Source organism: Streptomyces callyspongiae (assembly GCF_047200695.1).
In the GTDB taxonomy this organism is placed as follows: domain Bacteria; phylum Actinomycetota; class Actinomycetes; order Streptomycetales; family Streptomycetaceae; genus Streptomyces.
In genome coordinates, this window is the sequence record NZ_JBJZOM010000008.1 from 30,985 (window position 1) to 43,878 (window position 12,894).

The 12,894-nt window shown below is 73.0% G+C and carries 14 protein-coding genes; 5 read left to right on the top strand and 9 right to left on the bottom strand.

Annotated elements, in window-relative coordinates; all coding sequences use genetic code 11:
• Nucleotides 1-40: 40 nt before the first annotated feature.
• The 4 genes from pcaDC to pcaH are packed head-to-tail and all read right to left on the bottom strand — an operon-like array spanning nt 41 to nt 3,847.
• Complete coding sequence (gene pcaDC / locus ACL06G_RS09555; protein ID WP_412835727.1) at nt 41-1,246, bottom strand: bifunctional 3-oxoadipate enol-lactonase/4-carboxymuconolactone decarboxylase PcaDC; 1,206 nt, start codon at nt 1,244-1,246, stop codon at nt 41-43.
• On the bottom strand, nt 1,243-2,508 hold the full coding sequence (locus tag ACL06G_RS09560) for a lyase family protein (protein ID WP_412835728.1): 1,266 nt from the start codon (nt 2,506-2,508) through the stop codon (nt 1,243-1,245). Before ACL06G_RS09560 ends, pcaDC begins: the two co-directional genes overlap by 4 nt.
• Complete coding sequence (pcaG, locus tag ACL06G_RS09565) at nt 2,505-3,074, bottom strand: protocatechuate 3,4-dioxygenase subunit alpha (RefSeq protein ID WP_412835729.1); 570 nt, start codon at nt 3,072-3,074, stop codon at nt 2,505-2,507. Before pcaG ends, ACL06G_RS09560 begins: the two co-directional genes overlap by 4 nt.
• Nucleotides 3,071-3,847 (bottom strand): protocatechuate 3,4-dioxygenase subunit beta, encoded by a 777-nt coding sequence (gene pcaH / locus ACL06G_RS09570; protein WP_412835730.1) that lies wholly within the window; start codon nt 3,845-3,847, stop codon nt 3,071-3,073. The genes pcaG and pcaH overlap by 4 nt, the downstream gene beginning before the upstream one ends.
• A gap of 71 nt (nt 3,848-3,918) precedes the next feature.
• On the opposite strand from pcaH, the gene ACL06G_RS09575 reads away from it, so the two are divergent.
• From ACL06G_RS09575 to ACL06G_RS09585, 3 genes are all read left to right on the top strand, one after another.
• The gene (locus ACL06G_RS09575; RefSeq protein ID WP_412835731.1) at nt 3,919-4,683 is read left to right on the top strand and encodes an IclR family transcriptional regulator; all 765 of its coding nucleotides are present in this window, start codon (nt 3,919-3,921) and stop codon (nt 4,681-4,683) included.
• A 47-nt stretch (nt 4,684-4,730) separates the two neighbouring features.
• Nucleotides 4,731-5,906: a 4-hydroxybenzoate 3-monooxygenase gene (locus ACL06G_RS09580; protein WP_412835732.1), complete on the top strand. Its 1,176-nt coding sequence runs from the start codon at nt 4,731-4,733 to the stop codon at nt 5,904-5,906.
• A 68-nt stretch (nt 5,907-5,974) separates the two neighbouring features.
• Nucleotides 5,975-7,216, top strand: coding sequence for an MFS transporter (locus ACL06G_RS09585; protein WP_412835733.1), 1,242 nt, complete (start codon nt 5,975-5,977; stop codon nt 7,214-7,216).
• A 45-nt stretch (nt 7,217-7,261) separates the two neighbouring features.
• Here ACL06G_RS09585 and ACL06G_RS09590 read toward each other — a convergent pair whose 3' ends face one another.
• Both ACL06G_RS09590 and ACL06G_RS09595 read right to left on the bottom strand, forming a co-directional pair.
• Nucleotides 7,262-8,146, bottom strand: a complete 885-nt coding sequence (locus ACL06G_RS09590; RefSeq protein WP_412835734.1) for a cytochrome c biogenesis CcdA family protein — start codon at nt 8,144-8,146, stop codon at nt 7,262-7,264.
• A gap of 6 nt (nt 8,147-8,152) precedes the next feature.
• Nucleotides 8,153-8,740, bottom strand: coding sequence for a redoxin domain-containing protein (locus tag ACL06G_RS09595; protein ID WP_412835735.1), 588 nt, complete (start codon nt 8,738-8,740; stop codon nt 8,153-8,155).
• A 221-nt stretch (nt 8,741-8,961) separates the two neighbouring features.
• Between ACL06G_RS09595 and ACL06G_RS09600 the strand changes: the two genes are divergently transcribed.
• Both ACL06G_RS09600 and ACL06G_RS09605 read left to right on the top strand, forming a co-directional pair.
• On the top strand, nt 8,962-9,207 hold the full coding sequence (locus ACL06G_RS09600; protein ID WP_412835736.1) for a type II toxin-antitoxin system Phd/YefM family antitoxin: 246 nt from the start codon (nt 8,962-8,964) through the stop codon (nt 9,205-9,207).
• A 49-nt stretch (nt 9,208-9,256) separates the two neighbouring features.
• On the top strand, nt 9,257-9,673 hold the full coding sequence (locus tag ACL06G_RS09605; protein ID WP_412835737.1) for a hypothetical protein: 417 nt from the start codon (nt 9,257-9,259) through the stop codon (nt 9,671-9,673).
• 85 nt (nt 9,674-9,758) lie between these two features.
• Here ACL06G_RS09605 and ACL06G_RS09610 read toward each other — a convergent pair whose 3' ends face one another.
• The 3 genes from ACL06G_RS09610 to ACL06G_RS09620 are packed head-to-tail and all read right to left on the bottom strand — an operon-like array spanning nt 9,759 to nt 12,711.
• Nucleotides 9,759-10,763, bottom strand: a complete 1,005-nt coding sequence (locus tag ACL06G_RS09610) for an ArsA family ATPase (protein WP_412785979.1) — start codon at nt 10,761-10,763, stop codon at nt 9,759-9,761.
• Entirely contained in the window at nt 10,754-11,014 is a 261-nt protein-coding gene (locus ACL06G_RS09615; protein WP_412785978.1) for a cory-CC-star protein, read from the bottom strand. The genes ACL06G_RS09610 and ACL06G_RS09615 overlap by 10 nt, the downstream gene beginning before the upstream one ends.
• Entirely contained in the window at nt 11,011-12,711 is a 1,701-nt protein-coding gene (locus ACL06G_RS09620; protein WP_412785977.1) for a carbon starvation CstA family protein, read from the bottom strand. The genes ACL06G_RS09615 and ACL06G_RS09620 overlap by 4 nt, the downstream gene beginning before the upstream one ends.
• Between the last annotated feature and the right edge of the window lie 183 nt (nt 12,712-12,894).

The window sequence follows — 12,894 nt, forward strand, 5'->3', positions numbered from 1 at the left end:
GGAGTGGCTCCGGGAGGGAACGGGCGGAAGCGGGACGGCATCAGCTCTCCTGTTCCGGCGGGGGTTGGGGGGTCGCGGGTTCCGCCATGTCGTCGAGCACCCGCTGCGCGATGCGGAAGCCGGTGTTGGCGTCGGGGACGCCGCAGTAGACGGCCGTCTGCAGGAGCAGTTCCTTGATCTCGTCGGCCGTCAGGCCGTTGGCCCGCGCCGCCCGGACGTGCAGGGCGAGTTCCTCGTGGTGTCCGCGGGCCACCAGGGCGGTCAGCGTGATCAGCGACCGGTCGCGCCGTGCGAGGCCGGGCCGTGTCCACACGCCGCCCCAGGCGTACTGCGTGATCAGTTGCTGGAAGTCGGTGGTGAAGTCGGTGGCGGCGGCCGAGGCGCGGTCGACGTGGGCGTCGCCGAGGACTTCGCGCCGCACCCGCATGCCGGCCGCACGCACCGCCCCGGTCGTCGGGTCGGCGGCCGCGGGCGCGGTGGCGTGGTCCGCGAGGAGCGCCGCCACCTCCCGCGGCCGTTCGGCGGGGGCGAGGTGGCCGACGCCGTCGAGTTCGACGAGCCGCCCGCGCGGGACGCCCTCGGCAAGGTGGCGGAGCCCCGAGGTGGGCGTGGCCGCGTCGTGGGACCCGGCGACGGCGAGCAGCGGTGCGGCGATGCCGGCCAGGCGGCTACGGACGTCGAACGTGGCCAGTGCTTCGCACAGGGCGGCGTAGCTGTGGTCGTCGGTGGCTCGCAGCGAGTCGAGCAGGGCCTGCGCGCGGCGGGGCTGCGCGGTGCGGAAGCCGGGGCCGAACCAGCGTGCGGGGGCCGTCTCCAGCAGGGCTTCGGTGCCGTGGTGGCGTACGGTGCGGGCCCGGTCGCGCCACTGGGCCGTCGTGCCGATCCGTGCGCCGGTGCAGAGCAGTCCGGCTGATCGGACGCGTTCCGGCGCGTCGAGGAGCAGTTGGAGGCCGATCGCTCCTCCGATGGAGTCCCCGGCGTAGTGGAAGGTGCTGCCCTCGGCCCCGGCATCGTCCACGGCCCGCACCACGTCCCGGGCGAGGCCGGGCATTGTGGGCTGCGGGGCGGGTTCGCTGCCGCCGTGTCCGGGGAGGTCGAAGCCGACGACGTGGAAGCGGCCGGTGAGTTCGGCGGCCGCTGCCTCCCAGAGGGCGGCCGCGGTGGTGCCGAGCGAGGGGCCGAGCACGAGCAGCGGCCGGTCGTGGTCGCCGCCGAAGTCGGTCACCGCCGGCCGGGTGGGGGTCACGAGAGGTTCTCCAGGAAGTGGTGGGCACGGGCGCGGGCCCCGTCGATCAGTTCGTCGGACAGGCCCAGGTACTCGGTGGGGCCGGTGCCTGTGCCGGCGGAGCCGTGCGGTTCCGCGAGCGCGCGCAGCGACCGCTGTTCCGCGAGCAGCTCTTCGCCGGCGGCGGCAGCGGTCGCCCGCATCCGCTCCGGATGCACGCGGAGTCCGGTGACGAGTTCGCCGGTCAGGGAGGAGGCCGTGGCGCAGCGGCGGGCGAGGGTCCGCAGCGCCGGCCATTCGGCGTGCCAGGCGCCGTCGGGGCGCTGGTCGACCGCTGCCGCGGCGGCGGTGTGCAGGGTCGCGCCGAGCGAGGGTCCGGCGAGGGACTGTGCGCGGACGAGGACGGACAGTACGGGGTTCTGCTTCTGCGGCATCGTGGAGGAGCCGCCGCGGCCGTCGGCCGCGGGTTCGGTCAGCTCGCCGAGTTCGGGGCGGCTGCGCAGCGCGACGTCGCCGGCCACGGCCCCGAACGCGTCGAGGCAGGCGACGAGGGCGTCGCCGAGCCGGGTCACGGGTCGGCGTGCGGTGTGCCAGGGCGGTGCCGGGGCGAGGCCGAGGCGTTCCGCGAGCATGCGGGCCGCGGACTGGGCGGTCCGGGCGGGTTCGGTGTGCCCCGCGACGCGGGCGAGTTCCACGACGGCCGCGGACGTTCCGGCCGCGCCGCCGACCTGGGCGGGCAGGGCGGCTCGTGCGGTGGCGAGGTCGTCGGCGGCGTCGAGGAGGCCGCCGAGCCACACCGCGGCGCAGAGGCCGAAGGTGGTGGGCACCGCGTGCTGGGTGAGGGTGCGTCCCGCCTGGACCGTCGTGCGGTGGCGGTCGGCGAGCGTGCTCAGCGCCTCGGCCTGGCGCGCGATGTCGAGGAGGATTCGGTCGGCGGCGTCGCGCAGGCACAGCGTGAGCGCGGTGTCGAGGACGTCCTGGCTGGTCAGGCCGCGGTGCAGCCAGCGGCCCGCGAGGGGAGAGCGTTCGGAGAGGCGGTGGCGGAGCAGCCGCACCAGGGCGGGCACCGGGTTGCCGGCCTGTTCGGCCTCGCGGGCGAGCGCGGGGAGGTCGTTGCCGTCGACGAGCGCGGCCGGGTCGGCGGCCGCGTCGCCCGGGGCCGCTCCTGCGTCGACGAGGACGGCGAGCCAGACCGATTCGACGTCCAGCAGGGCGCGCAGCAGAGCGGCGTCGCTCATCACGGACCCCGCGCGTTCGTCGCCGGGAGCGAAGAGGCTGCTCATGGCCGGAGCTCCGGGTAGTGGAGGAACACGGTCTCGCTCGGTCCCTGCAGCCGGATGTCGAAGACCAGGTCGGTGCCCCGGTGCGACGCCAGCAGGGTGCTGCGGCGGGCGGGGTCGAGGGAGGACAGCAGCGGGTCGGCGGCCAGGAGTTCGGCGGGCCGGGGGAGGTAGGCCCGGGTGAAGAGCCGGGTGCCGACGCCGCGGGCGAACAGTGTCAGGGCGAAGAACGGCACCTGTGTGTCGTCGGTGGGTCCCGGGGCGAGCGTGGTGAAGCCGTAGCGGCCGGTGCTGTCGGTCGCGGCGCGGCCCCAGCCGGTGAAGGTGGTTCCGTCGCGGCGGAGCGATCCCGCCTGCTGCACGATCTGCCCGTCGGGGTCGGCCTGCCAGATCTCGATCAGGGCGTCGGGCACCGGATCGCCTGCGCCGTCCAGGATGCGGCCGGTGAGGCGTACGGCGTCGGGCGTTCCCGCGGGGACGAGGGCGCTGTCGTCGGGGTAGGGCAGGGCGCAGCCGAAGAAGGGGCCGACGGTCTGGCCCGGGGTGGTCGGGAGCCGGGCGCCCGTCACCGGTTCTCCTCCGGTTCCGTCCAGGTCGCGCCGCTGCCGCCGAGCACGATGTCCCAGCTGTAGCCGGTACTCCATTCGTGCTGGGTGACGTCGTGGTCGTAGGCGGCGACGAGCCGGTCCCGGCAGCGCCGGTCGGTGATCGACTGGAGGATCGGGTCGAGGTCGTGGAGCGGGTCGCCGGGGAAGTACATCTGCGTGACCAGCCGTTGGGTGAACGCGGTGCCGAACAGCGAGAAGTGCAGGTGTGCCGGCCGCCAGGCGTTGCGGTGGTTCCGCCACGGGTAGGGCCCGGGCTTGACGGTGGTGAAGCGGTACCGGCCGTCCGGCCCGGTCAGGCACCGGCCCGCGCCGGTGAAGTGGGGGTCGGTCGGCGCCGGGTGACGGTCCCGCTGGTGGACGTAGCGGCCGGCGGCGTTGGCCTGCCACAGCTCGACGAGTTGGCCGGCCACGGGGCGGCCCGTGCCGTCGAGCACCCGGCCGGTCACGACCGTCCGTTCGCCGATGGGTTCACCGGCGTGGTGCAGCGTCAGGTCGGCCTCGCGCGGATCGACGTCCTGCTGCCCGAAGACGGGGGCGTGCCGTTCGAGCGTGCCGGGCGCGACGGGGTGCGGATCCTTCGTCGGGTGCCGCAGGATGCTGCTCCGGTACGGCGGGTAGTCCAGGCGCGGTTGGGTCTCCGCGGTGCCGCTCGCCCGGGAGGCGGCGCGGATCGCTTCGATCTCGGTGTCGATGTCCGACTGGGAGGTGTCGGCCGCGTCAGCTCGTCCGCTCATGCTGCGAGACCCTAGGCGCGGCCCGCCCCGCGGTGGAACACTCGCCTTTCACTGAGCGGAAGAGGAAGCACATGGCGGGGAACACCTCGCGTCCGGGTGCCAGCGTGGCCTCGCGTCTGCTGGCGCTGCTGGACGCCTTCGACGGGGAGCACCGGAGCCTGGGGCTGAGTGCGCTCGCCCGCCGGGCGGGGCTGGCGCCGCCCACCGCGCACCGGCTGGTGGCGGAACTCGTGGCATGGGGTGCCCTGGTGCGGCAGCCGTCCGGGAACTACGTCATCGGCCGCAGGCTGTGGGACATCGGGCTGCTCGCGCCGAGCCCCTCGGACCTCCAGCAGATCGCCTCGCCGTTCCTGCACGACATCTACGCCGCCACCCGGGCGACGGTGCACCTCGCCGTCCGGGAGGGCACCCAGGTCCTCTACGTCGACAGGCTGATGGGCCACGCCTCCGTTCCGGTCGTCAGCACCGTCGGGACGCGGCTGCCGATGCACCCCACCGGCGTCGGCAAGGTGCTTCTGGCCCACGCGCCCGACGATGTGCGGGACGCGGTCCTCGCGGACCTCGCTCCCGTCACGCCCTACACCGTCACCCAGCAGGGACGGCTGCTCGCGGACCTGCGGCACGTGCACAGCAGGGGGTTCGCGCAGACCGTGGAGGAAATGAGCCTCGGCGCCTGCTCGGTGGCGGTGCCGGTACGCGGAGCGGACCGGGCCGTGGTGGCCGCGCTCGGCATCGTGGTGTCGAACCTGCGGCGCGGACGGGGGCAGTTGGTCACCGCGCTGAACGTGGCGGCGCAGGGAATCCAGCGGAGTCTGGTGGCCTCTTCCACTGAGTAGAAGACCTTGGTGGCGTACGTCACTTCGGCGACGTTGTACTGACGCGCATGCGTACCGAGGTGGTCATCATCGGAGCCGGCCCGGCCGGGCTCCTCCTCTCCCATCTGCTCGGCCGGGAGGGAATCGAGAGCGTCGTCGTCGAGACCCGCTCCCGCAGCCACGTCGAGTCCCGGGTGCGCGCCGGCATCCTGGAGAGCTCGACCGTCGAACTGCTCGACGCGGTCGGGCTCGGCGGGAGGCTGCGCCGGGAGGGCGACGAGCACCGCGGCATCCACCTGCAGTGGCCGGGCGAGCGGCACCGTCTCGACTTCGTCGACCTGGTGGGCCGCAGCGTGTGGGTGTACGGCCAGACCGAGTTGCAGAAGGATCTCGGCCGTGCCCGGGACGTCGCCGGGCAGCAGATCCACTACGAGGTCACCGGAACCGAGGTCCACGACATCGACGGCGACCGCCCCTCCGTCACCTTCCTGGACTCCGACGGCACCGAAGTCCGCGTCGAGGCACGGGCGGTGGTGGGCTGCGACGGGTCGTTCGGCCCGTCGCGGGCCGCCGTGCCGGAGAAGGCCAAGCAGACCTGGGGACGCGCCTACCCGTACGCCTGGCTGGGCGTCCTCGCCGACGTGCCACCGTCCACCGACGAACTGATCTACGCCTGGCATCCCCACGGCTTCGCCCTGCACTCGATGCGCTCCGCACACGTCAGCCGGCTCTACCTCCAGGTCCCCCCGGACACCGACCTCGCGGACTGGCCCAACGACAGGATCTGGGACGAACTGGCCGCGCGGCTCGGCCACGGCCAGGACGGCTGGCAGCTCACCCCCGGCCCGATCACCGAGAAGAGCGTGCTCCCGATGCGCAGCTTCGTCATGGAACCGATGCGCCACGGCAGCTTGTTCCTCGCCGGGGACGCCGCACACATCGTGCCGCCCACCGGCGCGAAGGGACTCAACCTCGCGGTGGCCGACGCCGCTCTGCTGGCGCCGGCTCTCACCGCCCTGCTGCGCGAGAACGACTCGCGACTCGCCGACGCCTACTCCGCGACCGCGCTGCGCCGGGTGTGGCGCTGCACCCATTTCTCCTGGTGGATGACGACGATGCTGCACGCCTCCACCGACCCGTTCGACGCCCGCCTGCAGCAGTCGCAGCTGCGGTGGGTCGCCACCGGCCAGGCAGGCGCCACCGGGCTGGCCGAGAACTATGCCGGGCTGCCGATCGGCTTCTGAACCCCCGTCCCCTCCCGACGGCGCCCGCCCCGACGACGTGCGATCCCCGACGACGAAGGAGTCCCCGCATGTCCAGCACCGCGACATCCTCACCACCCCGCAGTCACAGCCTGTGGCCGATCGCCCTCTGCTGGTTCGCGGTCGCCCTCGACGGCTTCGACCTCGTCGTCCTGGGCGCGGTCATCCCCACCCTCGACAGCACCGGGGCGCTGGGCTTCGACAGCGCCTCCCTGACGATGGTCGCCACCGTCGGGCTGGTCGGCGTCGGCATCGGCGCGGTCACGATCGGCCCGCTCACGGACAGGTTCGGGCGGCGCAGAAGCCTCATCGCGTGTATCGCGCTGTTCTCGGTGCTGACGCTTGCCGTCGCCGTCGCCCCGAACGTGGCGTCCTTCGCGGTGCTCCGCTTCCTGGCCGGCCTCGGACTGGGCGCCTGCCTGCCCACAGCGCTCGCGTTCATGACCGAGTACGCCCGCTCCGGACGGGCCGGTGCGGCGGTCACCCGCATGATGACGGGCTACCACGTGGGAGCCGTGCTGACCGCGCTGCTCGCGCTCGTGGTGATACCCGCCTTCGGCTGGGAGGCCATGTTCGTCATCGGGGGCCTGCTCGGCCTGCTCTCGCTGCCCGTGATGTGGGCGAAACTGCCCGAGTCGGGGGCCTACCTGGACGCCGTGGCCCGGCGGGAGACCGGCACGGCCGAGCGGCGGACCACCAGCACCGCGGTGGTCAAGGGCCGCTACCTGCGCATCAGCCTCGGCCTGTGGATCGCCTCGTTCATGGGACTGCTGCTCGTCTACGGCCTCAACACCTGGCTGCCGACCATCATGGAGGAGGCCGGCTACTCGCTCGACGCGGGACTGACCCTTCTGCTGGTCCTCAACATCGGTGCCGTGATCGGACTCCTGGTCGCCGGGCTGATCTCCGACTCGCGCGGCAACAAGCCGACCGTCCTGCTGTGGTTCGGGCTCGCGGCCGTCTTCCTGGCCGTGCTCAGCGTCAGGATGGACAGTTCGCTGCTCGTCCACGCGGCGGTCCTGCTCGCCGGCATGTTCGTGTTCAGCGCCCAGGTGCTCGTCTACGCCTTCGTCGGGCAGCTGTACCCGCCGGAGATCCGGGGCACGGCGCTCGGCATGTCCGCCGGGGTGGGGCGTCTCGGGGCGATCGTCGGGCCCTTCCTGGGCGGCGCGCTGGTGACAGCAGGCATCGCCTACCCCTGGGGCTTCTACGCGTTCGCGCTCGCCGCACTCCTCGCCGTGCTGGCGCTCAGCACGGTGCCCGCCGTGACGAACCGCCGGCAGGCGCCGTGACGCGCTGACACCCGCGGCCGGCTCCTCACGCCGAGGGACCGGCGCTCAGCGGGTCTCCGGGCCGGACGCCGTTGCGGTGTCCGGCCCGGAGACCCGCCGACGGCGGCGGGCCACCACGAGGGCGGCGCCCAGCAGCACCGTGCAGAGCGCCGCGAGCGCCGGGAACCCGACGCTGTCCAGCAGGTCGGCGGCGCCGCTCTGCAACGCGCCCGCCGCGTCGATCACCGGGTCGGTGGTGGTGGGGTCGCGGAGGACCCGGATCTCGTACCAGCCGTAGTAGGCCACGTAGCCGCCGGCGAGGAGCAGCAGAGCGCCGCCGAGTCGCGAGGCCACCGGTCCCAGCCTGCGCAGGCCGCCGACCGAAGCGGTGCGGGTGAGTGCCACCGACAGGGCCGCCGCACCGACGACGACACCCATGCCGAGGGCGTAGGCCGCGAACAGCAGCACGCCGCCGAACGTCGAGCCGCTGCGGAACGCCGAGATCACGATGGCGAGGAACGGGGCGATGGTGCAGCCCAGCGAGGCAAGGGCATAGGCCCCGCCGAACAGCGCCATCGAGCCCGCCGACCGGCTCACCGCCGGTGCGCGTCGCAGCCTGGGAAGCAGGGACGGAAGGGTGCCACCGGCGACCAGCCGGCCGCCGACCAGCACGAGCAGCACACCGAACACCACGGTGAACCAGGGCAGATGCTCCTGCACCTGGCCCGCCACCGGCGCGACAGCCAGCCCGAAGAGAGCGAAAACCGCGGCGAACCCGGCGGTCATGGCGGCGGTGGCGGCGAGCGCGCGGGCCACGGCCGCCGGGCGGTCGGGGCTGTCGTCGCCGAGAACCAGGAGTGAGAGATAGGCGGGGAGCAGCGCGAAACCGCACGGGTTGACGGCGGCCAGCATGCCCGCCGTCAGGGCGAGCGCCAGAGGCAGGTCGGACACGGCCGATCAGCCGACCAGCTTGTCGACCTCGGCGGAAAGCCCCTTGCCCGCGGGCAGGTTGCCCGTGAAGGCCTCCTCACCGTTCGCGTCGAGGATCACGTAGGTGCTCTGCTGGGTGATCTCGAACTTCCGCCAGACGTCGCCGCTCTCGTCCGCCAGGTTCGGGAAACCGTCGACGCCGGCCGAGGCGACGAAGTCCTTCATGGCCGCCTGCCCGTCCAGGCCCGCCACGCCGACAACGTTCGCGCGGCCCTCGAACTTCTCGGCGACGTCGGCCGTCGCGGGCCCCTGCGCCTTGCACTTGGGGCACCAGGGAGCCCAGAACCAGAGCACGGTGGGCTTGCCCGCGAGCCTCGCGGCGTCGAACCGCGCGCCGCTGACGGTGGTGCCGTTGAAGCGCAGGGTCTCCGGAACGGCGGCCGTGTCGCCGTCCTTCTCGCCCTCCGGCGCGGCGGGGACGCTGCTGCTCGGCGCGGTGGCGGAAGGCGTGCCGCCTTTGCCGGTGTCCGTGCCGGCGTTCTGCGGCGCTCCGCAGCCTGCCAGGGTCAGCGCGACGGCGGCCAGCAGGGCCGGGGCGGACAACTGCCTGTGCATGGGGACTCCCGGGGTCGCGGTTCGGTACTCGGACGATAATCGCCCGCCCGCGCTCCGGGGGCGCCGGCGTCTTACGGATCGGTGACGTCGCCGACGTCCACCGCTCCCTGTGCCGTGCCTCGCCGAACCCGAGCAAGCGAGCGACGTCCATGGGCCGGGTGGACTTGGTCCATCGCTTAGTCCTTCCCGGGAATCCCGGCAGGGCCACGATGAGGCCGCTTATGGAAGCAGCAGCACACCAGTACAACGTGCACGAGGCGAAGACACATCTGTCACGGATTCTCGAGCAGGTCGCGACCGGCGAGGAGGTCGTGATCAGCAAGGCGGGAGAGCCGGTGGCAAAGGTCGTCCCGCTGCGCCCGCAGGTGAAGCGGACGGGGCGGGGATCGCTCCGTGGCGCGATCCGCATAGCGGACGACTTCGACGAGCTCCCCGAGGACATCGCGAACGCCTTCGGGGTGCAGTGATGCGACTCCTGCTCGACACGCACGTCGTCCCGACCGCAAGGCGAAGGCGGTGGCTCTTCATGAGGGACTGCGCTCGGTCCCGCACCGGGCGCTGGTGCTCGGACCGGTCCTCGCCCAGGTGTGGCGGCCCCGCCCGGCGCTGGTGCACGCCCTGTCCGGGGTTCTGAAGGACAGCACGGTCCCTCAGTCCCGTACGTCCGAGCCGCCCATGCGGAAGACGAAGACAGGCCGTCCCGAGTGTCTGGCCTGCGCGACCGGGCCGGACCTTACGGACTGGCGTCGCATCGGCTTCGCTCTGGGGCAGGCCGCCCTGCCGGCGAAGAAGCGGCCGGACGCGGTGGACGCCTGGGTGGCCCTGGCAGCGGCCCGGCACGGAAGCGCGGTCGTCTTCACCACTGACCCGGGCGACATCCACGCCTGCCTGACGGTCCTGGCACCGAAGGATGTGCACGTGGTCGCTGTCTGAGGGCCACGCACGCAGTCCGGCCCGTCCGGCCGACCGCGCAAGGGCGGTGAACGAGCCCGCAGACAGCGGCGGATGCTCCGCGCCCTCAGGGACCGGCGTGGCCGAGCCGGTCGGCCAGCGCCGTGAGCGCCTCCGTGCCGACCAGATCCCCCGGCAGCAGCGGCACGTCGAGCAGCGGCACGTCCGGGACCTGCTGCCGCAGCCGCACCAGGTGCCCGTCCTCCTGCTCCCGGCGCCGGGCGAGCAGCTCACCGGCGTCCGCGGGGGAACGGCGGTTGGCGACGAGCGCGGTCACGTCGACGCCGAGGCCGGTGAGTTGCCCGTAGACCTCCACGGTCTCGGCGATCGGCAGACGTTCGGCGGTGAGCACGACGACGAACCCGGTCCGCTCCGGGTCCGTCACCGTCTGGCGCAGCCGGGCGAAGCGGTCGCGGCGGCGCAGCAGGATCCGGCGCAGCTCGGCGTCGCGGTCGGTCTCCTGGTCGCCGCCGAGGCCGCGCAGCGCGGCGCCGAACCGTTCGGACCGGTCCCGGTTGGCGAGCAGGGTCTCGGTCCAGGAGGTGAGCTGTTCGGGGAGAGCGAGCAGCCGCAGGGTGTGGCCGGAGGGCGCGGTGTCGAAGACGACGAGGTCGTACGCCTGCTCGCCGAGCTCCACGGCTTCGGCGATCCGTTCCAGGACGGCCGACTCGTGCGTGCCGGGCGCCTGCCGGGCCAGCTCGAGGTGGCGGGCGGCCGGTGCGTGCATCCGCTCGGGGAGGAGTCGCCGCATGGTTCCGGCGACGGCGGAGAGGTGCTGTTCGACCGTGCGCTCCGGGTCGATCTCCAGCCCGTCGACGCGGCCCGCGCGCCCCGCGGCCTCTCCTGCCCCGGGGGCGAGGTCCTCGGGGCCGGCGAGGCGCTGCGGCTCGTCGCCCACGCTCCGGTCCCAGAGGTGGCCGAGGTTGTGGGCGGGGTCGGTGGAGACGAGCAGCACGCGGGCGCCCGCCCGGGCCCGGCCGAGGGCGAGCGCCGCGGCGACGGACGTCTTGCCGACGCCGCCCTTGCCGCCGACGAAGACGACGCGGCGCGAGGTGAGGAGGTCTAGCAGCACGCGACATGCTCCAGTGGTGAGCGGTCCATGCCCATCCGGCGGTGCCAGGCGTGGAAGTCCTCGTAGAGGGCGGGCATCAGCTCGGCGGTGTAGTACGCCGCCGGGTCGGGCACGCCCAGGGCCTCCGCGAGGACGACCATCCGGAAGAGGTCGTCCTCCTCGCGCCGGGCGCGGGCGAAGGTACGCCGGTAGGGACCGGCGTAGAACTCCTCCAACCCGGCCCGGAACGAGGCCCAGCGGGACGGTGTCACGCCTTCGACTCCGCCTTCTCCGTCACGTCGGCGTCGAGCGCCTCCGGCGGTTCCTGCGCGGCACGCCGCATCGCGACGACCGCCTCGAAGGCGACCCAGAGGGCGGCGACGATGATGACGAGGTCGATGACCAGCAGCAGCCAGTCCTGCGTGTCGTAGAAGTCGCCGAGCTGCACGAGGGCGGCCCAGAACGCCATCACGAACACGATCGCGAGCGGCACCAGCGCCGGGATCGGGTTGCGCCGCTTGCGGATCAGCATGACCGCGACGATGGACAGCGTCAGGGAGGCCAGCAGCTGGTTGCTGGTGCCGAACAGCGGCCAGATGCGGAGGCCGCCGTCGCCCCCGGCGCCCTGGCTGAAGGTCAGCCCCACGCCGACGGCGAGCGCGACGAGGGTGCCGACACCGTTGGTGATCTTCACGTTGGCGACGTCGCCGGCCTCCTGGACGACGAAGCGCAGCAGGCGCACGCCGGTGTCCATGGTGGTGGCGGCGAACAGGATCGCCATGGTGGCCAGGACCGTCGAACTGAGCGAAACCGGCAGGCCCAGACCGCCGTTGAGGATCGCGCCGCCGCCGTCGACGAACGCCCCGACGCCGCCCTCGCCGAAGGCGCTGTAGACGGCCTTCCAGTCGGCCATCGTGCGGTAGCCCGCGGTGGCGGCGATGATCGCGCCCAGCGCGAGCATGCCCTCGCCGACCGCGCCGAAGTAGCCGACGAAGCGGGCGTCGGTCTCCTTGTCGAGCTGCTTGGAGCTGGTGCCCGAGGAGACCATGCCGTGGAAGCCGGAGATGGCGCCGCAGGCGATGGTGACGAAGAGCAGCGGCATGAGGCTCGGAGTGCCCGCGGGCACGGCGTCGTTGACGGCGGGGGCGACGATCGCCGGGGCGCTGAACAGCACCGAGAGGAACAGGACGCCGAGCCCGACGAAGAGCTGGACGCCGTTGATGTAGTCACGCGGCTGGAGCAGCACCCACACGGGCAGCATGGAGGCTATGCCCGCGTAGACGAAGAGGGCGATGATCCAGAAGGTGGCCGGGGACATGCCCAGGATCGGGTCGGGCAGTTCCACCGGGAAGGCGTCGCCGAGGAGGATCAGGCTGTAGAGCGCCGCGACACCGATCACGGTGACCAGGCCGAGGCTCATCCGGTAGCGGTAGACCGCCTGACCGACCAGCAGCGCCACCACGACCGCGCCCCAGGCGGGGATCACCGCGGAGGGGGTGGAGATCAGCAGGTTCTTGATGACCACCGCGAAGGCCGCGACCACCATCAGGAGCAGCAGGAAGATCACGACGAGGAACAGGTTCGCGCCCCGGCCGCCGATGTAGCGGCTGGAGAGCGCGCCGATCGAGCGGCCCTTGTTGCGCGCCGAGGCCCACAGGGCACCCAGGTCGTGCATGCCCGCGAAGAACACGGTGCCGAGGGTGACCCACAGGAACGCGGGCACCCAGCCCCAGATCACGGCGACAGCGGGGCCGACGATCGGCGCTGCGCCCGCGACCGAGGTGAAGTGGTGGCCCCACAGCACGAACTTGTTGGTGGGGACGTAGTCCACGCCGTCCCTCATCTCGTGCGCGGGGGTCGCGAAGGACGCGTCGAGTTTGTAGACCCGGTTGCCCAGGAATTTCGAGTAGAGGAGATATCCGCCCGCGAACATCGCAAGGCCGATCAACAGCAGCGGAAGTGCATTCATACGAGATGCCCTCTGTGTTCTGGGTAGTGGCGCCGCCGGTCCGCACGCGAGGTGCGCCCTGCAGGCAGCCAGTGGGGACGGTGGAGCGCGGCCCTCGACCGGGGAAGACCGGCGGCCGGATCGGGGAACCGGACACCTGCGCCCCTCGTGCACAGCTTGGCGGCATACCCGGGAACTGCATGC